Source organism: Pseudomonas sp. TE3910, assembly GCF_056279025.1.
Map to the genome: position 1 here is coordinate 652,542 of NZ_JBWBQN010000001.1, position 23,603 is coordinate 676,144.

Here is a 23,603-nt window from a genome sequence, read left to right on the forward strand (position 1 = left end):
GCACCACCGGCTGGTTTCGCCTTTTACGGCGACCCACTTTTGAAGGGCACAAAAGTGGGCAAAACGCCCTGTCCCGACATCCGGCCCTCCGCTGCGCTTCGGGTTCCTTCCTTACGCCATCGCTCCCGCGTGGACGCGCCGACGGGCCATCCATGGCCCATCAGCACTTGCGAGGCATCCATGCCTCGCACCCCACTACGCGATGGCTCCACTCAGCCTCCTGAAGGGACACCTTGCAGCGCCTGACATTCCGTGCACTGACAAGCAGATGCTCGCTGTTTTGCTTGCCTGCGAAGATTTTGGGCTTTTCGGCGTTGCTTTTTTATGCGCTGAACTTGCAGGCGCTGCCAAATTGTCCCTTCAGCACGGCCCCGACAAAAGTGACCCGCCGTAAAGGCGGAACGGGGCATCAGGCCCGACATCGCGAATGGACATGCCTGCTTTCATCAGGAGGGTGCGTGTTTGAGGGCGCTTGACCAATCCCGCTAATTGGGCGAACAGTATGCCGAGGGCCGGGTTTAAGCTTGCAGATTGTCTACAAGAATTGTCTGAAAACTCAACAATTTTTGTCTGCCCATAGGTGACGGGGCACTTTCGTGGTTAACTCTGGTCCTTTACTCAACTCCCGCATAAGGACTCCGTTCATGGCTCAAGTGACTCTTAAAGGCAATCCGGTTCAGGTCAACGGTGAACTGCCGCAGGTTGGTACCCAGGCACCTGCGTTCAGCCTGGTCGGCGCTGGCCTGGCTGATGTGTCGCTGAAAGACTTCGCCGGCAAGCGCAAAGTGTTGAACATTTTCCCAAGTGTCGACACCCCGACCTGCGCCACGTCCGTGCGCACCTTCAATGCCAAGGCCAACGATGTCGCCAACACCGTTGTGCTGTGCATCTCGGCTGACCTGCCGTTTGCCCAGGCCCGTTTCTGCGGTGCCGAAGGCCTGGAAAACGTCAAGAACCTCTCGACCCTGCGCGGCCGTGAGTTCATCGAAAACTACGGTGTGGCCATTGCTGACGGCCCACTGGCTGGCCTGACGGCACGTGCCGTAGTGGTTCTGGACGAGAACGACAAGGTGCTGCACAGCGAGTTGGTCAAGGAAATCGCCGAAGAACCAAACTACGACGCGGCCCTGGCTGCGTTGAAGTAACGTTGAAGTAATCCGACGCCATCGCCGGTAATACCGGCGATCAAGGCGTATGGATTTGCAAGCGTTTGTAACGGCCTGGCCTTCGTCCAGGCCGTTTTTATTTATAGTTCAGCATCTTGCCTCTGTCAGCGCTAAGTAAATTGCCGGTAAAGGCGCTTTGCTTAACGGTCTCATCTGCTTATCGTTCAGCCTTCTCAAAAGATATCCCTGCGCACAATGGTCGATCACCCAATGCATGCTCCTGCTTCCCGTTCCCCTCGTCCCTGGCTCGTTGGCCTGCTGATCCTGTTGCTGGTCGCCGGCCTGTGTTGGTGGCTGTGGCCTTCGACGCCGGTAAAAAACACCAGTATGGCGCCAGGAAAGGGCGGTCGACCGGGCTTCGGGGCCTTTGGTGGGCCGGTGCCGGTGCGTGTGGCGCCTGCTACCGTGGCGGATTTTCCGGTGTACCTCAAGGCATTGGGCACGGTTACGGCCACCAACACGGTGAACGTGCGCAGCCGCGTGGCCGGTGAGTTGGTCAAGGTCAACTTCCAGGAGGGGCAGAAGGTGAAAGCCGGTGATCTGCTGGCTGAGATCGATCCGCGCAGCTATCAGATCGCCTTGCAACAGGCAGAAGGCACCCTGGCGCAGAACCTTGCGCAACTGAAAAATGCCCAGATCGACCTGGAGCGTTACAAGGGCCTTTATGCTGAAGACAGCATCGCCAAGCAGACCCTCGATACCCAGGCGGCCTTGGTTGAGCAGTATCAGGGCACCATCAAGACCAATCAGGCGGCCGTTGGCGATGCCAGGCTGAACCTGGAGTTCAGCAAGATCCGTGCGCCGATCGGTGGTCGTCTTGGCCTGCGCCAGCTTGATGTCGGCAACCTGGTGGCGGCCAACGACACCACGGCGCTGGTGGTCATCACTCAAACCCAGCCGATCACCGTCGCCTTTACCTTGCCCGAGGCCGAACTGTCGACGGTGCTTGCGCGTTATCGCAGTGGCGCCAAGCTGGCGGTGGAGGCCTGGGATCGGGGGGATCTCAAGCAGCAGGCCGTCGGGGTGCTGAGCAGCCTGGACAACCAGATCGACACCACGACCGGTACCCTGAAGTTCAAGGCACGCTTCGAGAACCAGGACGAAGTGTTGTTCCCCAACCAGTTCGTCAATGTGCGCTTGCTGGCCGATACGCTGAAAGACGTGGTGTTGGCCCCGTCGGCAGCGATTCAGTTCGGTACCGAGGGCTCCTTCGTCTATGTGATGGACGGCGACAAGAAGGTACGCATCCGCAAACTCAAGGTCGGTGCCAGCGATGGTGAGCACACCGTGGTGATCGAGGGCCTGGCCAAGGGCGAGCGGGTGGTGCTGGAAGGCACCGACCGTTTGCGTGATGGCAGTGATGTGGATGTGGTCAATGACAGTTCCGAGGTGCCAGCGACCCCCGGCCAGCACTTGCAGGGGCAGGAGCAGCAGGATGCCTCGGCGCGCCCGGGTGCTCAGGGTGCCAAGGGTAAGGCGGGCGCATGAACCTCTCGCGGCTGTTCATCCTGCGCCCGGTGGCGACCACACTGAGCATGCTGGCCATCGTGCTGGCGGGCCTTATCGCCTACAAGTTGCTGCCGGTGGCGGCGTTGCCGCAGGTCGATTACCCGACCATTCGGGTCATGACGCTCTATCCCGGAGCCAGCCCTCAGGTGATGACCAGCGCTGTCACCGCGCCGCTTGAGCGCCAGTTCGGGCAAATGCCCGGGCTGACCCAGATGGCCTCCACCAGTTCGGGCGGTGCTTCGGTGCTGACCCTGCGGTTCAGCCTGGACATGAACATGGACGTCGCCGAACAACAGGTGCAGGCGGCGATCAACGCTGCCAGCAACCTGCTGCCCAGCGACCTGCCGGCGCCACCGGTGTACAACAAGGTCAACCCGGCCGATACCCCTGTGCTGACCCTGGCCATCACCTCGAAAACCATGCTGTTGCCCAAGCTCAATGACCTGGTCGATACCCGGGTCGCGCAGAAGATTGCGCAGATCAGCGGGGTAGGGATGGTCAGCATCGCCGGTGGCCAGCGCCAGGCGGTACGCATCAAGGTCAACCCCGATGCCTTGGCGGCAGCCGGGCTTAACCTGGCCGATGTGCGTACATTGATCGGTGCGTCCAACGTCAACCAGCCCAAGGGCAACTTTGACGGCCCGACCCGGGTGTCGATGCTCGACGCCAACGACCAGCTGCGTTCGCCCGAGGAATACGCCAACCTGATCCTGGCCTACAACAACGGCGCGCCGCTGCGGCTCAAGGATGTTGCCGAGATCGTCGACGGTGCCGAGAACGAGCGTCTGGCGGCCTGGGCCAACCAGAACCAGGCAGTGCTGCTCAATATTCAGCGCCAGCCGGGGGCCAACGTCATTGAGGTGGTCGACCGGATCAAGACCCTGCTGCCGTCGATTACCGACAACCTGCCTGCCGGCCTTGATGTCGCGGTACTCACTGACCGTACCCAGACCATTCGGGCGTCGGTCAAGGACGTACAGTATGAGCTGTTGATCGCCATTGCTCTGGTGGTCATGGTCACCTTTGTCTTCCTGCGTCGCTTGAGCGCCACCTTGATTCCATCCATCACTGTGCCGCTGTCATTGATCGGCACCTTCGCGGTGATGTACCTGGCGGGCTTCTCGATCAACAACCTGACGCTGATGGCGCTGACCATTGCCACCGGCTTTGTGGTGGACGATGCCATCGTCATGCTGGAGAACATCTCCCGGCATATCGAAGAAGGCGAAACGCCGCTGCAGGCTGCGCTCAAGGGCGCCCGGCAGATCGGCTTTACCCTGGTGTCGCTGACCTTCTCCCTGATTGCGGTATTGATCCCACTGCTGTTCATGGCCGACGTGGTGGGCAGGCTGTTCCGTGAGTTCGCCATTACCCTGGCCGTGGCCATCCTGATTTCCCTGGTGGTTTCACTGACACTGACGCCGATGATGTGCGCGCGGCTGCTCAAGCGTGAACCCAAGGCAGAGGAACAGAGCCGTTTCTACCGTGCCAGCGGCGCCTGGATCGACTGGATGATTGGTCATTATGGCCAGGGTTTGCAGTGGGTGCTGCGTCACCAGCCGCTAACCCTGTTGGTGGCGGTGGCAACCCTGGGCCTGACCGTCGTGTTGTACCTGATGGTGCCGAAGGGGTTCTTCCCGGTGCAGGACACCGGGGTTATCCAGGGGATTTCCGAGGCGCCGCAGTCGGTATCGTTCGCCGCCATGAGTGAGCGTCAGCAAGCCTTGTCGGCGATCATCCTCAAGGACCCGGCGGTGCAGAGCCTTTCGTCCTACATCGGGGTTGATGGCGACAACGCCACGCTGAACAGTGGCCGCTTGTTGATCAACCTCAAGCCGCACAATGAGCGTGACCTGACTGCGGCCCAGGTGATCCAGCGTCTGCAGCCGGAGGTCGACAAACTGGTCGGTATGCGCCTGTTCATGCAGCCGGTGCAGGACTTGAGCATCGAAGACCGGGTCAGCCGCACGCAGTACCAGTTCAGCCTGTCATCGCCGGACGCCGAGTTGCTGGCGCAGTGGAGCGGCAAGCTGGTCGATGCCTTGCGCCTGCGCCCGGAACTCACTGATGTTGCCAGCGACCTGCAGGACAAGGGCTTGCAGGTGTACCTGGCCATCGATCGCGATGCGACCGGGCGCCTGGGCATCAGCGTTGCCGACATCACCAACGCGCTCTATGACGCCTTCGGGCAGCGCCAGATTTCCACCATCTACACCCAGGCTACCCAGTACCGTGTGGTCTTGCAGGCTGCTGACGCTGCCACCCTTGGCCCACAGGCGCTGGAGCAGGTCTACGTCAAGAGCGCCGATGGCGGGCAGGTCCGCTTGTCGAGCCTGGCACGTATCGAGCAGCGTCAGGCGCAGTTGGCAATTGCCCATATCGGCCAGTTCCCGGCAGTGATGATGTCGTTCAACCTGGCGCCCGGTGTTGCGCTGGGCGAGGCGGTCAAGGCGATTGAGCAGGTGCAGCAGGACATTGGCATGCCGCTCGGGGTGCAGACACGCTTCCAGGGCGCAGCCGAAGCGTTCCAGGCCTCGCTGTCGAGTACCTTGTTGTTGATCCTGGCTGCCGTGGTAACCATGTACATCGTGTTGGGGGTGCTCTACGAGAGCTACATCCACCCGGTTACGATCCTCTCGACCTTGCCGTCTGCTGCGGTCGGGGCCTTGCTGGCCTTGCTGCTCAGTGGCCATGACCTGGGGATGATTGCAATCATCGGCATCATCCTGCTGATCGGTATCGTCAAGAAGAACGCGATCATGATGATCGACTTCGCCCTGGAGGCTGAACGTACCCGCGGTGTTGATCCACAAACGGCGATCTATGAAGCGGCGTTACTGCGTTTCCGTCCCATTTTGATGACTACCCTGGCGGCGCTGTTCGGTGCTGTGCCGTTGATGCTGGCTACTGGCTCTGGCGCAGAACTGCGTCAGCCACTGGGCCTGGTGATGGTGGGTGGCCTGTTGGTCAGCCAGGTGCTGACGCTGTTCACTACGCCGGTGATCTACTTGTATTTCGATCGGCTGGCGCGGCGTTTCAGTGGTCGCAGTGCCGCGGGTGTGCCGGTATGACGTTGGACTGGAGCTGCCGCCGATGAACCTGTCCGGCCCGTTTATCCGCCGTCCGGTGGCGACGATGTTGTTGAGCCTGGCGATCATGCTGCTGGGTGGCGTGAGTTTCGGCTTGCTGCCGGTGGCACCGCTGCCGCAGATCGATTTCCCGGTGATCGTGGTGTCGGCCAACCTGCCGGGGGCCAGCCCCGAGGTCATGGCCTCGACCGTGGCAACCCCGCTGGAGCGCTCGATGGGCGCCATTGCCGGGGTCAACACCCTGACCAGCCGGTCCAGCCAGGGCTCGACGCGGGTGATTCTTGGCTTTGAGCAAGGGCAGAATATCGACGCCGCTGCCCGCGAAGTGCAGGCAGCGATCAATGCCTCGCGCAACCTGTTGCCCAGCGGTATGAAAAGCATGCCGACCTACAAGAAGATCAACCCGGCCCAGGCGCCGATCATGGTATTGGCGCTGACGTCCAGCGTGTTGCAGAAAGGTCAGTTGTACGACCTTGCTTCGACCATCCTGTCGCAGAGCCTGTCTCAGGTGCCCGGGGTAGGGGAGGTGCAGATTGGTGGTAGCTCGCTGCCGGCGGTGCGCATCGAGCTGGAACCACAGATGCTTAACCAGTATGGCGTGGCCCTGGATGAGGTGCGCGAGACCATCGCCAACGCCAACCAGCGCCGGCCCAAAGGATTCGTCGAAGACAGTGCGCGCAACTGGCAGGTCCAGGCTAACGATCAACTGTACGAGGCCAAGGATTATGAGCCTCTGGTGATCCGTTACCAGGACGGTTCGGTGCTGCGCCTGAGCCATGTGGCCAAGATCAGTGATGGCGTGGAAAACCGCTATAACAGCGGCTTTTTCAATGATCAGGACGCGGTGTTGCTGGTCATCAACCGCCAGACCGGGGCCAACATCATCGAGACCGTGGCGAAGATCAAGGAGCAGTTGCCGGCCCTTGAAGCGCTGATGCCGGCCAGTGTCAAACTGGACCTGGCCATGGACCGTTCGCCCGTGATCAAGGCCACCCTCAAGGAGGCTGAGCATACCTTGCTGATTGCGGTGGCCTTGGTCGTCCTGGTGGTGTTCCTGTTCCTCGGCAACCTGCGCGCCTCGCTGATTCCGACCCTGGCGGTACCCGTATCGCTGGTGGGTACCTTCGCAATCATGTACCTGTGCGGTTTTTCCCTGAACAACCTGTCGCTGATGGCCCTGATCCTGGCCACTGGGCTGGTGGTGGACGATGCCATCGTGGTGCTGGAAAACATTTCCCGGCACATCGATGAAGGCATCGCGCCGATGCGTGCAGCGTTTCTCGGGGCCAAGGAAGTAGGTTTCACATTGTTGTCGATGAACGTGTCGCTGGTGGCGGTGTTCATCTCCATCTTGTTCATGGGTGGCATTGTTCAGTCGTTGTTCCGTGAGTTCTCCATCACCCTGGCGGCCGCGATCATCGTTTCGCTGGTGGTGTCGCTGACCCTGACACCGATGCTCTGTGCCCGCTGGCTCAAGCCGCACCCGGTTGGCCAGCAGACCCGCCTGCAGCGTTGGAGCGAGCAACTCAATCAGCGCATGATGGCCGGTTATGACCGTACCCTGGGCTGGGCACTGCGTCATCGTCGGCTGACACTCATCAGCCTGTTGCTGACCATCGGTGTGAACATTGCCCTTTACGTCGTGGTGCCCAAGACCTTCATGCCGCAACAGGACACCGGCCAGCTCATGGGGTTCGTGCGCGGTGACGATGGCCTGTCGTTTTCGGTCATGCAGCCGAAGATGGAGATCTACCGTCGGGCGTTGCTCCAAGACCCTGCGGTGGAAAGTGTCGCTGGCTTCATCGGTGGCAACAGTGGCATCAACAACGCCATGGTGTTGGTACGCCTGAAGCCGATCAAGGAGCGCAAGGACTCGGCACAGAAAGTCATCGAACGTTTGCGCAAGAACATGCCCAAGGTGCCGGGCGGGCGCTTGTTCCTGATGGCGGATCAAGACCTGCAATTTGGCGGTAGTGGGCGCGAGCAGAGCTCTTCACAGTTTCTCTACACCTTGCAAAGCGGCGACCTGGCCTTGTTGCGCGAGTGGTACCCGAAGGTTGTTGCCGCCCTGAAGACCTTGCCAGAGCTCACCGCGATCGATGCGCGTGAAGGCAGCGGTACCCAGCAAGTGACGCTGGTGGTCGATCGCGAACAGGCCAAGCGCCTGGGCATCGACATGAACATGGTCACTGCGGTGCTGAACAATGCCTACAGCCAGCGGCAGATCTCGACCATCTACGACAGCCTGAACCAGTATCAGGTGGTGATGGAGGTCAACCCGCAGTACGCGCAGGACCCACGTACCCTGGAGCAGGTGCAGGTGATCACTGCGGCGGGCGCGCGCGTGCCGCTGTCGGCGTTTGCCCGCTATGAAAACAGCCTGGCCAGCGACCGGGTCAGTCATGAAGGGCAATTCGCTTCTGAAGACATTGCCTTCGATATTGCTGAAGGCTACAGCCAGGAAGCGGCCATGGCCGCCGTGGAGCGTGCAGTGGCCAAGGTCGGCCTGCCCGAAGAGGTGATCGCCAAGCTGGGCGGTACCGGCAATGCCTTTGAGGAAAGCCAGAAAGGCCAGCCGTTCATGATTCTCGGCGCACTGCTGGCGGTGTACCTGGTGCTGGGCATTCTGTATGAAAGCTACATTCACCCGCTGACCATTCTGTCGACGCTGCCGTCGGCCGGGGTCGGCGCCTTGCTCACGTTGTATCTGGTGGGCAGCGAGTTCAGCCTGATCTCGTTGCTGGGGCTGTTCCTGCTGATCGGCGTGGTGAAGAAAAACGCCATCCTGATGATCGACCTGGCCTTGCAGCTGGAGCGGCATGACGGGCTGAGCCCTGAAGAATCGATCCGTCGCGCGTGCCTGTTGCGTTTGCGGCCGATCCTGATGACCACCCTGGCGGCCATCCTTGGCGCGCTACCGCTGTTGCTCGGCGGTGCCGAGGGTGCCGAGATGCGTCAACCGCTGGGCCTGACCATCATTGGTGGGCTGGTCTTCAGCCAGATCCTCACGCTTTACACCACCCCAGTGGTCTACCTCTACCTGGACCGTCTGCGCCATCGCTTCAACCGTTGGCGTGGCGTGCGTACCGATGCTGCTCTGGAAACCCCGCTATGACTCAACGCCCGTTACTTTCCGACCGCACCCTGCAGCAGTTGCTGGCCGCTCGAGGCTCGCGCTTGCTGGCGACCGGCATGTGCCTGGTGATGCTCAGCGCCTGTACCCTGAGCCCGAATTACCAGCGCCCGGAAACCCCTGCGCAAGCGCCGTTCAAGTATGCCGAAGGCTGGACACCGGCAACGCCGTCCGATGCATTGGCCCGAGGCGCTTGGTGGGAGCTGTATGGCGACAGCCTGCTCAACGACCTGATTGTGCAACTCAATGCCAATAACCAGACGGTCGCCCAGTACGAGGCTCAATACCGTCAGGCCCAGGCCTTGGTACGCAGTGCTCGCGGCTCGCTGTTTCCCAGCATCGACCTGAGCGCCGGCAAGACGCGCTCAAGCCAGGGCACCGGTAGCAGCAGCTCGAGCCTGAGCAATAACAGCAGTGGTATCCGTAATACCTACAGCACCCAACTGGGCGTGAGTTGGGAGGCTGATCTGTGGGGCAAGCTGCGTGAGGAGTTGGCCGCCAACGAGGCCAGTGCTGAAGCGAGCCTGGCCGATATGGCGGCGATTCGTCTGAGCCTGCAGTCGGAGCTGGTGCAGAATTACCTGCAACTGCGGGTGCTGGATGAGCAAAAACGCCTGCTTGAGGCGACTGTCGAGGCTTACCAGCGTTCGCTGAAAATGACCGAGAACCAGTACCGTGCCGGCATCTCCGGCAAGGATGCCGTGGCTCAGGCACAAACCCAGTTGAAAACTACCCAGGCTGACCTGATCGATCTGATCTGGCAGCGTGCCCAGTTGGAAAACGCGATTGCCGTATTGCTTGGCAAGGCACCCTCTGAGTTTGCCTTGGCGGCGAGCGATCGCATCCCGGCGTTGCCTCAGGTGCCGCTGGCCTTGCCGTCACAACTGCTGGAGCGTCGTCCCGACATCGCGTCGGCTGAACGCAAGGTGATGGCTGCCAATGCCAGTATTGGCGTGGCCAAGGCGGCTTACTTCCCCGACCTGAGCCTGAGCCTCAGTGGTGGTTACAGCAGTAGCAGTTTCAATGATTGGGTCAGCCTGCCGAACCGTTTCTGGTCGGTCGGGCCGCAACTGGCCCTGACCTTGTTCGACGGCGGCAAGCGCGCCGCTGAAGTCGACCGTACCGAAGCGGTCTATGACCAGACCGTCGCCCAGTACCGGCAAACGGTGCTGGACGGTTTTCGTGAGGTGGAAAACTACCTTGTGCAGTTGAAAGTGTATGAGGATGAGGCTCAGGTACGTAACGAGGCGCTGGCCTCGGCCCGCGAGTCGTTACGCTTGACCAATAATCAGTACAAGGCCGGCTTGATTGGCTACCTGGATGTGGTCAATGTGCAGGCCACGGCCTTGAGCAATGAGCGCAGTGTGCTGACCTTGTTGCAGGGGCGTCTGGTGGCCAGTGTGCAGTTGATCGCGGCCCTGGGTGGTGGTTGGGACACACAGACGGCGTTCGCCCCGCAGCCTTGACGGTTCTGTCAGCGAGGGTGGCGGTACGGTGCCCGCTTTGGCACGGTGCCGCAGCCCGCGCAGGTTGGAACGTACCCACTGAAACTCCGTGCGTTTCGCTAAAGCTTGAGTACAATCATCGGTTTTATCGGGCCTCAACACAGGTCCTCCAACCCGGTTGTCAAAGGCCTCATGTTGATTGGTAGTTACTCCCCCTCGCTGGTATTGATTTCCCTGTGTGTGGCCATCCTTGCATCGTATACCGCGCTTGACCTCTCCGGCCGCATCGCGACGGCCAAGGGGCGTGCGGTACATCTGTGGATGGGCGGAGGGGCCATGGCCATGGGCTTTGGTATCTGGTCGATGCATTTTATCGGGATGCTCGCCTTCAGCCTGCCGATCCCGCTGGGGTATGACATCACCTTGACGGCCTTGTCATTGCTGGTTGCGGTGTTGTCGTCGGGTTTCGCCCTCTGGCTGGTCAGCCAGCCGCGCTTGCCTTGGCGTACGTTGGGGCTGGGTGCCTTCATCATGGGTGCCGGCATCAGTTGCATGCATTACACCGGCATGGCGGCCATGCGCATGCAGCCGGGCATCGAGTACGACCCCGTGTTGTTCGTGGCCTCCTTGCTGATCGCCGGGGGCGCATCGGCGGCGGCGCTGTGGATCGCATTTCGCTTGCGCCTGCACACGCCTTATGTTCGTCAGTTCCGTGGCTGTGCCGCCGTGGTGATGGGGATTGCCATTGTCGGCATGCACTACACCGGCATGGCCGCGGCCAACTTCGCCGATGGCAGTTTCTGTGGTGCCCAGGGCGGTCTGAGCGGCAGTGGTCTGGATTATCTGGTGTTGATCACCACCCTGGCGGTATTGGCCGTGGCGTTGTTGACGTCGGTGCTGGATGCGCGCCTGGAAGCGCGCACGGCTGAACTGGCGCGCTCGTTGACGCTGGCCAACGAGGAACTGACCCAACTGGCCTTGCATGACACCTTGACCGGGCTGCCCAATCGTACCTTGCTGGCCGACCGGATCGATCAGGCCATCAGCAAGGTGGCGGAGCAGGGCGGCTGCTTTGCCCTGATGTTTATTGACCTTGATGGCTTCAAGCCGGTCAACGATGCCTTCGGTCACCATACGGGGGACCAGTTGCTCAAAGAGGTTGCCTTGCGTCTGCGCGGGCACCTGCACAGCCAGGATACCCTGGCGCGTATTGGCGGCGACGAGTTTGTCTTGCTGGTAGAGCTGGATGAGCCGGATGATGCCCTGGGTGTCGCGACCAAGCAGGTCAACCTGATATCGCGACCGTTTCGCATCAGCGATCAAAACCTTCAGGTATCCGCCAGCATCGGCATTTCCCTGTACCCCGGCAACGGCACCGATCAGCACGAGCTGCTGCGCAATGCCGACGCGGCGATGTACCACGCCAAAAGCGCGGGCAAGAATGGCTACAGCTTTTTCGATGTATCGATGAACAGCAATGCCCGCTTGCAGCTGCAATTGCTTCAGGATCTGCGCATGGCGCTGGAGCAGGGGCAGTTTCGTCTCTTCTACCAGCCCAAGTTCGATGCCCAGAAGTGCCAGCCCATTGGCGCGGAGGCCCTGCTGCGCTGGGAGCACCCACAGCACGGTCTGTTGCTGCCGGATCGTTTCATTGTGCTGGCGGAAAAGACCGGCCTGATCATCCCCATCGGGGATTGGGTGCTGAATGAAGCGTGCCGACAAATGCGCCTGTGGATCGATCAGGGGTATGTCGATTGGCGTATCGCTGTGAACCTGTCGGCGATCCAGTTCTGCCATGCCAGCCTGGTCGAGAGCGTTGCCGGGGCATTGGCACGGCATCGCTTGCCGCCCAATACCCTGACGCTGGAGATTACCGAGACCACTGCCATGCGTGATGCCGATGCCAGTTTGCTGGTATTGCAGCAGCTCTCGGACATGGGCGTGGACTTGTCGATCGACGACTTTGGCACGGGCTACTCCAGTTTGATGTACCTCAAGCGGCTGCCGGCCAACGAGCTGAAAATCGACCGCGGTTTCGTGCGTGATCTGGAACAAGATGGCGACGATGCGGCCATTGTTTCGGCAATTGTTGCGTTGGGCCAGGCGCTGGGCTTGCGCATCGTTGCCGAAGGGGTGGAAACCGATCGGCAACAGGACTTCCTGACGCGCTTGGGCTGTGACTCGCTGCAGGGCTATCTGTTGGGTCAGCCGCAGTCCGCCGAAGACTTCATGGCCAGAATCGAGTCGGCCAGCCAGGCCGGTGTACCGGCCTAGCTGTCATGCCGAGTGCAAGGTGCTGGACGGTGCAAAGGCATCGAGCTCGGCCTCCACGGCCTCGATGATCAACTCGACATCGGTAGCCTGCATCACGGTGGCGCAAGGAATGCCGGTAATTGCCAGCAAGGTTTCGCCCGTGGCGCGGTCAAACAGGCGGGCTACCATGCTGCTGGGCGCATCCATGCTTGCCTCAAAGCCTAATGGATGGAAATGCCAACGCATTACCTGACAGGCGTTTGGAAACGTCAGTTTGCTCATGCTGGCCTCCTTGATTTTCAGCGTCACACGGTGTGTTGGCTATTTCTCAGGGTACAGCGCGACCCTAACCATAGCATTCACTGGGGGGTTGTCCGGGACCTGAACGCGGTTTATCACCGGTTTTTTGACCCTGGTCATGGCCCTTCGTTCGGATAGTTTTTCAACGCAAACGTTTGTCTTTGGGGGTTGAGCCGCCAGGCACACGGCATTCTGCTATTTTTACCGGCAGTCGGCTGGGATGCCCGCCTGGAGGTTTCTGACCAGCGGTACGCCCGAGGTGTGCCATCAGTCAAGGAGCCCTCCATGCAGTATTCAACCCTGACCCAACGTATTGCCGGTGATGGTGCTGCCGTCTGGAACATTCATTACCGAGCCTTGGAACTGCAGCAGCAAGGCCGCGACATTCTGTTGCTGTCGGTTGGCGACCCTGATTTCGACACGCCGAAGTCGATTGTCCAGGCGGCGGTCGACAGCCTCGCAGCAGGCGACACTCATTATTCGGATGTGCGTGGCAGCCTGGCCTTGCGCCAGGCCATTGCCCGCCGACATGCACGGCTTAGCGGGCGAGCGGTGGATGCGCAAGAAGTCGTCGTGCTGGCCGGAGCACAGTGTGCACTGTACGGCGTGGCCCAATGCTTGTTTGATCCGGGGGATGAGGTGATTGTCGCCGAACCCATGTATGTCACCTATGACGCGGTGTTCGGTGCTTGTGGGGCCAAGTCGGTGCCCGTTGCGGTCAAGCCCGAGAAGGGGTTTTGTATTGAACCGGCGGATGTCCGGGCGCTGATCACCCCGCGCACGCGGGCCCTGCTCATCAACAGCCCGCACAACCCTTCAGGCGCCAGCCTGCCACGGGCCACATGGGAGCGCCTGGCGCGGCTGTGTATCGAGCATGACTTGTGGCTGATCTCCGACGAGGTCTATAGCGAATTGCTGTATGACGGCGAACATATCAGCCCGGCGAGCCTGCCGGGTATGGCTGAGCGTTGTGTGACAATCAACAGCCTCTCCAAGTCCCATGCCATGTCCGGTTGGCGGGTAGGGTGGATGATCGGTCCGCCAGCCCTGGCCGATCACTTGACGCACTTGGCCCTGTGCATGCTCTATGGCCTGCCGGACTTCATCCAGAATGCGGCTCGGGTGGCCCTGGAGCACGAACTCCCAGAACTTGTGCAGATGCGCGAAGCCTACCGCGAGCGGCGTGACCGGGTGTGCGCCAGCCTGGAAGGCTGTGCGGGAATCCGTGTGCACAAGCCGGATGGCGGCATGTTCGTGATGATCGATATCCGTGAAACCGGCTTGAGTGCACGGGCCTTCGCTGAGCGCCTGCTGGAGGAGCATGGTGTGGCGGTGTTGCCCGGCGATGCATTCGGCCCCAGTGCCGCCGGGCATCTGCGCCTGGGCCTGGTACTGGACAGTCAACGACTGGTGTTGGCCTGCCAGCGCATTGCCCGCTGTGCGGTGCAAGCGCTTGAGGGGCAGGGCCCGTCAGCTCAGTAAGCCGGCAGCAATATTGATCGTGAAACCCAGGATGGCCGTGTTGAAGAGAAAGCCGATCAGTGAGTGCGCCAATACCACGCGGCGCAGCTCACGCCCGGCGACGCCGACATCGGCGGTTTGTACGGCCACGCTCAGGGTGAATGAGAAATAGTGGAAGTCCCAGTAATCGGGGTTGCATTCGCCATCGGCAAAACGCAACAAGGGTGCCTTTGCCTCATCGGTGTAGAACAGCCGCGCATAGTGCAGACTGAAGACAGTGCCGATCAACAGCCATGAACCGCTTACGGTGAGCCCGGTGAAGGCATAGCGCAACAGCTGTTGGCCATTCTCCAGGCCCCGGCTGCCGACCAGTTCGAGGGTGACGGCGGCCAGGCTGGCGATGGCGGCGATACTCACGGTGAACAGTACCAACCCGGCATTTTCGTCTTCGATGCTGGCCACCTTGCGAACCCGTTCCGGGTTGGCTCGCAGGGTCAGCCAGAGCACCAGTGCCAGGTAGAACCAGACACCGATGTTCCAGCCAATCAAGATGTGCTGGATCAGGTCATGTGCGGGAATCAGTATGCCTGCAATAGCGCCCAGTAGAGCCGCTGCGCTCAAGCGTGGATGAGTGTGTGCCAGTTTGTGAAATGCCATGCTGCCTCGTTTTGTTGGATGCCTGCGCAACTCTAGCCTATACCTACAGAGCCTTCCTTTGCGCGCCATGGAGCGAGAGCATGAAAAGAGCGTTGATCGTCGGTACGCTGTGCCTGAGCGGGCTTGTTCTGTCCGGCTGTTCGAGCAAAGTCGTCGAACCGGAGCAATATTCCGGTTTTCTCAGGGATTACAGCCGTTTGACTGAGAACACATCGCCTTCCGGGGCAACGGTGATGCGCTGGGTGGACCCTGACCTGAAGGTTGGCCGTTACACGAGCGTCTACATCGAGCCCAGCCAGTTCTACCCCAAGCCACAGGCGACCGAGCGTATACCGCAAAGTACCCTGCAAGGGATTACCCGCTACTATGACGCAGCACTCAAGCGAGAAATCAGCAAATCGATGCCGCTTGCCAAGGGGCCTGGCCCAGGCACTATTGTCGTCAGGCCGGCAATCACTGCGGTCAGCAGCAAGACCGAAGGCTTGAAACCGTATGAAGTGATTCCGATCGCCTTGGTGGCTGCTGCCGTGAGTACCGCTTCGGGAATCCGTGACCAGGAAACCGAGATCGCCACTGAAGCAGCATTTCTCGACGGGGGCAATAACAAGGTACTGGCTCAGGTCGTGCGCAAGGGCAGCGGCAAACCCCTGGAGAATGAAAAACAGGTATTGGTCCCGGACGATGTCAAGGTCGTACTGGATACGTGGGCCTCGGATATGAACCTGTCGTTCCAGAAACTCAAGTCCCATTAGGTTTGTTGGTTTGTCCTGAGGCCGACTGCTCGACCGGGGTATCGGTTTCCATGATGGGAGGGCTTGTCGGCTATTGGCAGCAGCGTTACGCGGGATGAGTTACCATCCGCCCGGTGCCAGGTCAAAATGCTTGGCAATCAATGACCTGGCTCTGGCCTCGGACCATGCTGGCGCTGCTACAGGACCTCCCGTTTTGCCCGATTCACTGCACAACCCGCTGCTGCAATACCTTGCGCGCCTGGCGCCCTCCAGCCAGTTGACCATGAAGTACGTCCTGCAGGATGCTGCCGACCGGCTCGGCTTCGAGGATTGCGACATTGCCGAGGTACCCTGGCACCTGCTCGACCCCGCACATGTCACCGCGCTGGTGGCGGCGCTGCGTGCCGACGGGTTTACCCCCAACACCTCATCGCTGTATGTCAATGCGGTACGGGGCGTCATGAACGAGGCGTGGCGGTTGAGTCTGATCAGCCACGAACACCTGCTGAAAATTCGCACGGTGAAAGCGACCCAGGGTGTACGCCTGCCCGTGGGGCGAAACCTCAAGCGCAGCCTGATACGCGAACTCATGGAGGTGTGCGCCGCTGACCCACGCCCACAAGGGTTACGCGATGCAGCGGTAATTGCCTTGCTCTATGGCACAGGGATGCGCAAATCCGAGTCGGTCGATCTGAAACTGTCGCAGATCGACTTTTCCGAGCGCAGCCTGCAGGTGCTGGGCAAAGGCAACAAACAACTGATCAAGTATGCGCCGGCCTGGGCGTTCGACAGGCTCAATGCCTGGTTGGCCTTTCGTCGTTCGCAACTGCCGGAAGGGCAGGCCGATGACGACTTCCTGTTCAACCGCATACGACGTGGCAGCCATATCACCCGCGAACGCATCACCAAGCATGCGATCTATTACATCGCTCGCCAGCGGGGGCAGCAGGTCGGGGTGAAGATCATGCCCCACGATTTTCGCCGCTCGTTCATTACCCGGGTGATCGAAGAGCACGACCTGTCGATTGCCCAGAAACTTGCGCACCACAGCAACATCCAGACCACTGCCAACTATGACATGCGCGACGACAACGAGCGGCGGCGGGCGGTGGATCGTTTTGATATGTAGCGGTCGGCGTCGCGAGCTTCCCGCTCACTGGATGCTCGACGCCACCTCGAAGATCGGTATGTACATCAGGATCACGCCGAGCAACCTTCGGCTATCTGCGCACTGGCGCGTCCTGTGCAACGACGGCTGCGCGTGTGGCAGTGGGGCGTTCTGTACCGACCCTCGGGGTGGTGTGTATTGCCTGACGCCAAGTGGCAAGAAAAGCTACCGGCGTCACTGAGCCTGGTTGGACATCCCGTCAATCAATGCCCACAAGCGGGCATCGGTGAAGTCCTCCACCACCAGTTGCGCGCCAGCGGCTAGCAGCACCTCTGGCCGTTGGCTGGTGCTCAGGCCAACAGTGAAAATGCCGGCCTTGCTGGCTGCCGTTACCCCAGGAATCGAGTCTTCGAACGCCAATGCGTATTCGGCGCGTGCGTGCAGGCGCTCAAGGCCGGTGAGATAGGGCAGGGGGTCGGGCTTGGCGCAGGGCAGCTCTTCGGCCACCAGGATATGTCGAAAACGCCCGGCCATACCCATGGCGGCGAGCATGTGCTCGGCGTTGGCCCGTGGTGCATTGGTGACGACGGCCATGCCCAGGCCGGCAGCCTCGCCATGTGCAAGCAGGCGCGACAGACCGGGTGTCGGTTGCAGGCGCGGCGACAAGGCGCGAAAGCGCTCCTCCTTGCGCTCGGCGAAGGCCCGGTGCTCGGCAACCGAGCGTTCCGGGAACAGGTAGCGGCACAAATCGGCATTGGCCCGGCCACTGACATGCGCATCGAACTCTTCTTCGGTAAAGACCCGGCCTTCTTCGAGCAACAACTGCTGCATGGCCAGCAGGTGCAGCTTGTCGGTATCGGTCAGGGTGCCGTCGAGGTCGAACAGCAGGGCATTGAGCATGGTGGGTTTCCGCTACAGGTCTGATGGCGACGATCATAACGGACTCATTTCGCCTTGGGGCGATCAATGGGGCTGGTCAGTGTTTTACGAAAAGAGTACAAATGTACTCCATGACTAGATTATCGCCCAAACGCACCGCCATCCTGACCTTCATCCGTGAACGCATTGCCGAGCACGGTCAGCCACCGAGCCTGGCCGATATCGCCCAGGCCTTTGGTTTTGCTTCGCGCAGTGTGGCGCGTAAACACATTCAGGCCCTCTGCGAGGCGGGGCTGATCGAGGTCACGCCGAACCAGGCACGCGGTATCCGCCTGGCCGGTGTGTTGCGTCGGCCCGAGGTGCTGGAAATTCCGGTGCTGGGGCAGGTGGCGGCCGGGCGACCGATTGGCCCGGATATCGATATTCATGAGCAATTGCTGCTGGACCCGCAGTTGTTCAGCCGTACCCCGGACTACCTGCTCAAGGTGCGTGGTGACTCGATGATCGACGACGGTATTTTCGATGGCGATTTGGTCGGCATCAAACAACAAGCCGATGCCCGTGACGGGCAGATCGTGGTTGCCCGGCTGGACGGTGAGGTGACCATCAAGCGCTTCCAGCGTGCCGATGGGCATTACCGCCTGTTGCCACGTAACCCGGCCTACGCGCCGATTGACGTTGGCCCCGAACATGAACTGGTGATCGAAGGTGTGTTCTGTGGCCTGCTGAGGCGCGGCTGATGGGTGCCGTCGTCAGTCTCGACGGGCTGCTGGACACGCGCCAGGTCTGGAAAGGGCGGCCGGTTGCCCCACCGCGTGAGGTACAACCCACCGGGCATGCGCCGCTGGATGCAGCCTTGCCCGATACCGGCTGGCCGTCCGGGGCGCTGACCGAAGTGCTGCTGGCGAGTGCTGGCAGTGGCGAGCTGCAGTTGCTCTGGCCGAGCCTGGCGCGCTTGACCACAGGCGGCGAGCGGGTGGTGCTGGTAGCACCACCCTATATCCCGTATGCCCCTGCTTGGCAGGCCGCTGGTGTCGACTTGCGCTGGCTGTCGCTGGTGCAGGCCGACCCGAGCGAGGCACTCTGGGCCACCGAGCAATGCTTGCGCTCGGGCAGTTGCGCCGCAGTGCTGTGTTGGCCGCAGCATGCCGATGATCGAGCCCTGCGCCGTTTGCAGGTCGCTGCCGAAACGGGCCAGGCCCTGGCATTTGCCTGTCGCCCTCAACACACGGCGTTGAACCCTTCACCGGCGGCCTTGCGTATCGCCGTCGATTGCCAGCCAGCGCAGTGGCGGGTGCTCAAGTGCCGTGGCGGACGGGCACCGACAACCCCCATTGCTGCGTGCTGGCGAGGCTGATGCAGCATGCTCTGGGCCTGTATCCTGCTGCCGCAGCTGGCACTCGATGGTGTACTGCGCGGGCGTAATGATCCCGACGCACCGTTGGTATTGATCAGCGGGCCTAGCCAGCGCCGGGTGTTGCAGGCCGTCAACCCGGCGGCCCATGCCCTTGGCTTGCGTGCGGGGCAAACGTTGAGTACAGCGCAAGCCCTGGCCCAGGGGTTTACGTGTGTTGAGCATGACCCCGCAGCCACGGAACACTTGCAGCAATTGCTTGCGGCCTGGGCGTACCGCTTCAGCTCGCAGGTCAGCCTGGATTACCCCCGAGCCCTGTTGCTGGAGGTCGAGTCCAGCCTGGGGCTGTTCGGGCCCTGGCCTGTGTTTGAGGCGCGCTTGCGTGAGGAGTTGACGGTCCTCGGTTTTCGCCATCGCATCGTGCTGGCCAGCAACCCGGTAGCCGCCCGGATGCTTGCCAATGGGCATGACGGGCTGGCCGCTTTCTGCCCCGAACAAACCCGCGCCGCCTTGGTGCGGATGCCCGTTGAGCGTATCGGTCTGGCGCCGGACGCCGCCACGGCGCTTGTGCGCATGGGGTTGCGCCGCCTGGATCAGGTGCTGGCGCTGCCGCGTGATGCGCTGGCCCGACGTTTCGCCGCACCGGTGCAGTTGCATCTGGATCGGCTGCTGGGTCTGCGGGCCATGGCATTGACGTGCTACATGCCGGCAGACCGTTTCGATGCGCGGCTGGAGCTGAATTTCGATGTTGAATCCCATCAGGCGCTGTTGTTCCCCTTGCGCCGGTTGATCAACGACCTGGCGGTGTTCCTGGTCGGACGGGATGTGGGGGTTCAGCGCTTTACGCTGCACCTGGAGCATGTCGAGGTCGAAGACACCCGCGTGGTGGTCGGCTTGCTGGCGGCTGAGCGTGAGGCGGGCATGTTGTTCGAGCTGGCCCGTGGGCGGTTGGAGGCGCTGCAGCTTGCGGCCCCTGTGCGTAATCTGCGTTTGCTGGCTGAGGATTTGCCACGTTTCGTACCGCCGTTGGCAGCGCTTTTCGAAGCCCGGCCGCAGCAGTACCAGGCATGGGAGCAGTTGCGCGAGCGGTTGCGTGCGCGCCTTGGCGATGACGCCGTAGGGACGCTGCAGGTGCAGGCAGACCACCGTCCCGAGTGCGCCTGGTACTCAGGGGAAGGGCGTTCGGCTGACGTGTCGCTGCCGGCTGCACCGCGTCCCGGCTGGTTGTTGGCCGAGCCGCAAGCGTTGCTGCCTGAGGGTTTGCAGGTGTTGGCCGGGCCTGAACGTATCGAGTCCGGTTGGTGGGACGGTGACGATATACGCCGTGACTATTACCTGATTGAAACCGCCAGCGGCCAGCGCGGCTGGGCCTACCGCAATGTCGGCGACAGTCGCGTGCTGTGGTTGCAAGGCTGGTTCGCATGAGCGTTGCTTATGCCGAACTGCACTGCCTGTCGAACTTCAGTTTCCAGCGCGGCGCCTACAGTGCGCAGGAGCTGTTCGCGCGTGCTCGCCAGCAAGGTTACCAGGCTCTGGCGATCACTGATGAATGTACCTTGGCCGGTATTGTGCGGGCCTGGCAGGCGGCGAAGGACAGTGGCCTCCCACTGATCATTGGCAGCGAAATACGCCTGGAAAATGGCCCGAAACTGGTGCTGTTGGTGGAGGACCTATGTGGTTATCAGCACCTGTGCAGGCTGATCACCCTAGGGCGTCGTCGGGCAAAGAAGGGCGAGTACTGCCTGTACCGCGATGACTTCAACAGCCCTTTCCCGGGGCTGCTGGCGTTGTGGGTACCGGATGACGAGCGTGACGCCAGTAACGGCCACTGGTTGCGTGAAGTGTTTGCTGAGCGCCTGTGGCTGGCGGTGCAGTTGCACCGTGGCCCGGATGACCGCCAGCGGCTGGCGAACCTGCTGGCGCTGGCCGCTGAGACCGGCATTCCTGCGGTCGCCTGTGGCGATGTGCATATGCATGCCCGTGGACGTCGGGCCTTGCAGGACTGCATGACCGCTATCCGCCATCACACGACCGTGGCCGAGGCCGGGCACCGTCTGTTCGCCAATGGCGAGCGACACTTGCGACCGTTGCAGCACCTGGCCGAGTTGTACCCACCCGAATTGCTCCAGGCCAGTGTGCAAATCGCCGAGCGCTGCCAGTTCGACCTCGGTCAATTGCGCTATCAGTACCCTCGGGAAGTGGTGCCGCACGGCCATACCTCGACCAGTTGGCTACGTCAGTTGTGCGAGCACGGTCTACGTTGGCGCTGGCCTGAGGGTGTCGACGACAAGGCCCGTGGCATGCTGGAGCATGAGCTGGCCCTGATCACCGAGCTTGGTTACGAAGGGTACTTTCTCACGGTCCATGACATCGTGCGGTTTGCCCGCGAGCAGGGCATCCTCTGCCAGGGGCGGGGCTCGGCAGCCAACTCGGTGGTGTGCTTCGTGCTGGGTATCACCGAACTGGACCCCATGACCTCGCACCTGTTGTTCGAGCGTTTCCTCTCCCGCGAGCGTAACGAGCCTCCGGACATTGATGTCGATTTCGAACACGAGCGCCGCGAAGAGGTGCTGCAGTATGTGTTTCGTCGTTATGGGCGTCATCGCGCAGCGCTCACGGCCGTGGCCAGCACCTACCATGCCGCCGGTGCCGTGCGGGATATTGCCCGGGTGCTGGGGTTGCCGCCCGATCAGATCAACGCATTGGCTGATTGCTGTGGCCGTTGGAGTGACCGTGTGCCGTCTGCCGAGCACCTGCGTGAAGCGGGTTTCGACCCTGAAAGCCCGTTGTTGCACCGGGTACTGTCACTGACGGGGACCTTGATCGGCTTTCCCCGGCACTTGTCCCAGCACCCGGGCGGTTTTGTCATTTCCGAGCAGCCATTGGACAGCCTGGTGCCGGTGGAGAACGCGGCCATGGAAGACCGTACGGTGATCCAGTGGGACAAGGACGACCTCGACCTGGTCGGGTTGCTCAAGGTCGATATCCTGGCCTTGGGCATGCTCAGCGCCTTGCGTCGGTGTTTTGACCTGCTTGAGCGCCATCGTGGGCGTCGCTTGAGCATCGCCACGGTGCCTCCCGAGGATGCAGCGACGTATGCCATGATCGGTCGGGCCGATACCATCGGCGTGTTCCAGATCGAGTCGCGGGCGCAGATGGCCATGTTGCCGAGGCTCAAGCCGAAGACGTTCTATGACCTGGTCATTGAAGTGGCGATTGTTCGCCCCGGGCCGATTCAAGGCGATATGGTCCACCCCTACCTGCGTCGCCGCAACAACGAAGAACCTGTCGATTTTCCTTCGCCCGCGCTGGCGAAGGTGTTTGAACGCACCCTTGGCGTGCCGCTGTTCCAGGAGCAGGTCATGGAACTGGCCATCGTCGCGGCAGGCTACAGCCCGGGCGAGGCCGATCAACTGCGTCGCTCGATGGCCGCGTGGAAACGTCATGGCGGGCTGGAGCCGCACCGTGAGCGCTTGACCCGCGGCATGCTCGACAACGGTTACACCGAGGCCTTTGCTGCGCGGATCTTTGAGCAGATCAAGGGTTTTGGCAGTTACGGATTTCCCGAGTCCCATGCGGCCAGCTTTGCCTTGCTGACCTACGCCAGTTGCTGGCTCAAGTGCCATGAGCCCGCTATTTATGCCTGCGCGTTGATCAACAGTTGGCCGATGGGCTTCTATAGCCCGGACCAGATTCTTCAGGATGCGCGGCGACATGGCATCGAGATTCGCCCGGTGGATGTGTGCCACAGCAACTGGGATTGCAGCCTGGAGCCGGTCACCGATGATGCCTTGGCGATTCGTCTGGGGCTGCGTCAGGTGCGAGGCTTTCGTGAGGAAGATGGCCGGCGTATTGAGCAGGCGCGCGCCGTGAAGGCATGGGCCGATGTCAGCGATCTGAGCCTGCGGGCCGGTCTGGATGCACGCGCACGTGAGTTGCTGGCCGATGCCGGAGCCTTGCAGGGGCTGGTCGGGCACCGTTACCAGGCACGCTGGGAAGTGGCGGCGGTTCAGGCCCAGTTGCCGTTGTTCGCCGGGCTGGCGGCGCCTTCAGACGAGGCGGTGGCCTTGCCCGCGCCAACCTTGGGTGAGGACCTGTTCGCCGACTACAGCAGCACCGGCACGACCCTGGGGCCGCATCCATTGGCCTTGCTGCGGCGTCGCCTCGAAGGCCTGGGTTGTCGCAGTTCGCAGCGGCTGGTCGAGTTGGCTCATGCTGACAAGGTCAGCGTCGCCGGTATTGTCATCGGACGACAACGACCGCAGACCGCCGGTGGGGTGACTTTCGTCACCCTGGAGGATGAGTTCGGCATGATCAATGTGCTGGTCTGGCGCGCGCTGGCCGAGCGTCAGCGCCGCATCTTGGTGGGGGCACGGCTGTTGCGGGTGGTGGGGCGGCTGGAGTGCGAGAGTGGGGTGCGCCATGTGATTGCCCGACGCCTTGAAGACCTCAGCCCGCTGTTGAGCGGGCTGGACGTGCGCAGCCGGGACTTCCATTGATGTTTCAGCGCGTCGCCCA

The 23,603-nt window shown here is 61.6% G+C and carries 16 protein-coding genes and 1 pseudogene; 14 read left to right on the plus strand and 3 right to left on the minus strand.

Annotated features, from left to right (window positions below):
- The first annotated feature begins 644 nt into the window (after positions 1 to 644).
- The 6 genes from tpx to ACZ9H3_RS03025 all read left to right on the plus strand — a co-directional run bounded on the left by tpx (position 645) and on the right by ACZ9H3_RS03025 (position 12,616).
- Entirely contained in the window at positions 645 to 1,145 is a 501-nt protein-coding gene (tpx, locus tag ACZ9H3_RS03000; RefSeq protein WP_099774504.1) for a thiol peroxidase, read from the plus strand.
- 216 nt (positions 1,146 to 1,361) lie between these two features.
- Positions 1,362 to 2,654, plus strand: a complete 1,293-nt coding sequence (locus tag ACZ9H3_RS03005) for an MdtA/MuxA family multidrug efflux RND transporter periplasmic adaptor subunit (RefSeq protein ID WP_330522733.1) — start codon at positions 1,362 to 1,364, stop codon at positions 2,652 to 2,654.
- Entirely contained in the window at positions 2,651 to 5,746 is a 3,096-nt protein-coding gene (locus ACZ9H3_RS03010) for an MdtB/MuxB family multidrug efflux RND transporter permease subunit (RefSeq protein WP_476219507.1), read from the plus strand. Before ACZ9H3_RS03005 ends, ACZ9H3_RS03010 begins: the two co-directional genes overlap by 4 nt.
- Positions 5,747 to 5,768: 22 nt before the next feature.
- Positions 5,769 to 8,879 carry an efflux RND transporter permease subunit gene (locus ACZ9H3_RS03015; RefSeq protein WP_330522731.1) on the plus strand — a complete coding sequence of 1,037 codons (3,111 nt, stop codon included), beginning with the start codon at positions 5,769 to 5,771 and terminating at the stop codon, positions 8,877 to 8,879.
- Complete coding sequence (locus tag ACZ9H3_RS03020) at positions 8,876 to 10,363, plus strand: efflux transporter outer membrane subunit (protein ID WP_330522730.1); 1,488 nt, start codon at positions 8,876 to 8,878, stop codon at positions 10,361 to 10,363. Before ACZ9H3_RS03015 ends, ACZ9H3_RS03020 begins: the two co-directional genes overlap by 4 nt.
- Before the next feature lie 171 nt (positions 10,364 to 10,534).
- Positions 10,535 to 12,616, plus strand: coding sequence for a putative bifunctional diguanylate cyclase/phosphodiesterase (locus tag ACZ9H3_RS03025; RefSeq protein WP_476219510.1), 2,082 nt, complete (start codon positions 10,535 to 10,537; stop codon positions 12,614 to 12,616).
- Between the two features lie 3 nt (positions 12,617 to 12,619).
- Here the strand turns inward: ACZ9H3_RS03025 and ACZ9H3_RS03030 are convergent, their stop codons facing one another.
- Positions 12,620 to 12,877, minus strand: a complete 258-nt coding sequence (locus tag ACZ9H3_RS03030; protein WP_409276970.1) for a DUF1652 domain-containing protein — start codon at positions 12,875 to 12,877, stop codon at positions 12,620 to 12,622.
- A gap of 303 nt (positions 12,878 to 13,180) precedes the next feature.
- On the opposite strand from ACZ9H3_RS03030, the gene ACZ9H3_RS03035 reads away from it, so the two are divergent.
- A complete protein-coding gene (locus ACZ9H3_RS03035; protein WP_476219513.1) occupies positions 13,181 to 14,377 on the plus strand; it encodes a pyridoxal phosphate-dependent aminotransferase in 1,197 nt (398 codons plus the stop codon).
- Here the strand turns inward: ACZ9H3_RS03035 and ACZ9H3_RS03040 are convergent.
- Positions 14,366 to 15,013 carry a DUF1345 domain-containing protein gene (locus ACZ9H3_RS03040; RefSeq protein WP_065757873.1) on the minus strand — a complete coding sequence of 216 codons (648 nt, stop codon included), beginning with the start codon at positions 15,011 to 15,013 and terminating at the stop codon, positions 14,366 to 14,368. The genes ACZ9H3_RS03035 and ACZ9H3_RS03040 overlap by 12 nt on opposite strands.
- An 80-nt stretch (positions 15,014 to 15,093) precedes the next feature.
- Here ACZ9H3_RS03040 and ACZ9H3_RS03045 point away from each other — a divergent pair, with 80 nt between their 5' ends.
- The 3 genes and pseudogenes from ACZ9H3_RS03045 to ACZ9H3_RS03055 all read left to right on the plus strand — a co-directional run.
- Entirely contained in the window at positions 15,094 to 15,765 is a 672-nt protein-coding gene (locus tag ACZ9H3_RS03045; protein ID WP_102052130.1) for a DUF3313 domain-containing protein, read from the plus strand.
- A 262-nt stretch (positions 15,766 to 16,027) separates the two neighbouring features.
- Entirely contained in the window at positions 16,028 to 16,873 is an 846-nt protein-coding gene (locus ACZ9H3_RS03050; protein WP_371917196.1) for a site-specific integrase, read from the plus strand.
- Between the two features lie 124 nt (positions 16,874 to 16,997).
- A pseudogene (locus tag ACZ9H3_RS03055) lies at positions 16,998 to 17,093 on the plus strand (hypothetical protein); the annotation flags it as partial.
- On the opposite strand, the gene ACZ9H3_RS03060 reads toward ACZ9H3_RS03055, so the two are convergent.
- A complete protein-coding gene (locus tag ACZ9H3_RS03060) occupies positions 17,087 to 17,752 on the minus strand; it encodes an HAD family hydrolase (protein ID WP_102052132.1) in 666 nt (221 codons plus the stop codon). The pseudogene ACZ9H3_RS03055 and the gene ACZ9H3_RS03060 sit on opposite strands and share 7 nt — an antisense overlap.
- A 101-nt stretch (positions 17,753 to 17,853) precedes the next feature.
- Between ACZ9H3_RS03060 and lexA the strand changes: the two genes are divergently transcribed.
- The 4 genes from lexA to ACZ9H3_RS03080 are packed head-to-tail and all read left to right on the plus strand — an operon-like array spanning position 17,854 to position 23,584.
- Positions 17,854 to 18,471, plus strand: a complete 618-nt coding sequence (gene lexA, locus ACZ9H3_RS03065; RefSeq protein ID WP_065757877.1) for a transcriptional repressor LexA — start codon at positions 17,854 to 17,856, stop codon at positions 18,469 to 18,471.
- Positions 18,471 to 19,088 carry a translesion DNA synthesis-associated protein ImuA gene (gene imuA / locus ACZ9H3_RS03070; RefSeq protein ID WP_476219517.1) on the plus strand — a complete coding sequence of 206 codons (618 nt, stop codon included), beginning with the start codon at positions 18,471 to 18,473 and terminating at the stop codon, positions 19,086 to 19,088. The genes lexA and imuA overlap by 1 nt, the downstream gene beginning before the upstream one ends.
- Positions 19,089 to 19,094: 6 nt before the next feature.
- Positions 19,095 to 20,510, plus strand: a complete 1,416-nt coding sequence (locus ACZ9H3_RS03075) for a Y-family DNA polymerase (RefSeq protein ID WP_476219519.1) — start codon at positions 19,095 to 19,097, stop codon at positions 20,508 to 20,510.
- Positions 20,486 to 23,584, plus strand: a complete 3,099-nt coding sequence (locus ACZ9H3_RS03080; protein ID WP_476219521.1) for an error-prone DNA polymerase — start codon at positions 20,486 to 20,488, stop codon at positions 23,582 to 23,584. Before ACZ9H3_RS03075 ends, ACZ9H3_RS03080 begins: the two co-directional genes overlap by 25 nt.
- The last annotated feature ends 19 nt before the right edge of the window (positions 23,585 to 23,603 follow it).

What these genes read in the sequence shown, in the direction of transcription:
- tpx (WP_099774504.1), top strand. Translation starts at nt 645, where the DNA reads ATGGCTCAAGTGACTCTTAAAGGCAATCCGGTTCAGGTCAACGGTGAA.
- ACZ9H3_RS03005 (WP_330522733.1), top strand. Translation starts at nt 1,362, where the DNA reads ATGGTCGATCACCCAATGCATGCTCCTGCTTCCCGTTCCCCTCGTCCC.
- ACZ9H3_RS03010 (WP_476219507.1), top strand. Translation starts at nt 2,651, where the DNA reads ATGAACCTCTCGCGGCTGTTCATCCTGCGCCCGGTGGCGACCACACTG.
- ACZ9H3_RS03015 (WP_330522731.1), top strand. Translation starts at nt 5,769, where the DNA reads ATGAACCTGTCCGGCCCGTTTATCCGCCGTCCGGTGGCGACGATGTTG.
- ACZ9H3_RS03020 (WP_330522730.1), top strand. Translation starts at nt 8,876, where the DNA reads ATGACTCAACGCCCGTTACTTTCCGACCGCACCCTGCAGCAGTTGCTG.
- ACZ9H3_RS03025 (WP_476219510.1), top strand. Translation starts at nt 10,535, where the DNA reads ATGTTGATTGGTAGTTACTCCCCCTCGCTGGTATTGATTTCCCTGTGT.
- ACZ9H3_RS03030 (WP_409276970.1), bottom strand. Translation starts at nt 12,877, where the DNA reads ATGAGCAAACTGACGTTTCCAAACGCCTGTCAGGTAATGCGTTGGCAT.
- ACZ9H3_RS03035 (WP_476219513.1), top strand. Translation starts at nt 13,181, where the DNA reads ATGCAGTATTCAACCCTGACCCAACGTATTGCCGGTGATGGTGCTGCC.
- ACZ9H3_RS03040 (WP_065757873.1), bottom strand. Translation starts at nt 15,013, where the DNA reads ATGGCATTTCACAAACTGGCACACACTCATCCACGCTTGAGCGCAGCG.
- ACZ9H3_RS03045 (WP_102052130.1), top strand. Translation starts at nt 15,094, where the DNA reads ATGAAAAGAGCGTTGATCGTCGGTACGCTGTGCCTGAGCGGGCTTGTT.
- ACZ9H3_RS03050 (WP_371917196.1), top strand. Translation starts at nt 16,028, where the DNA reads ATGAAGTACGTCCTGCAGGATGCTGCCGACCGGCTCGGCTTCGAGGAT.
- ACZ9H3_RS03060 (WP_102052132.1), bottom strand. Translation starts at nt 17,752, where the DNA reads ATGCTCAATGCCCTGCTGTTCGACCTCGACGGCACCCTGACCGATACC.
- lexA (WP_065757877.1), top strand. Translation starts at nt 17,854, where the DNA reads ATGTACTCCATGACTAGATTATCGCCCAAACGCACCGCCATCCTGACC.
- imuA (WP_476219517.1), top strand. Translation starts at nt 18,471, where the DNA reads ATGGGTGCCGTCGTCAGTCTCGACGGGCTGCTGGACACGCGCCAGGTC.
- ACZ9H3_RS03075 (WP_476219519.1), top strand. Translation starts at nt 19,095, where the DNA reads ATGCTCTGGGCCTGTATCCTGCTGCCGCAGCTGGCACTCGATGGTGTA.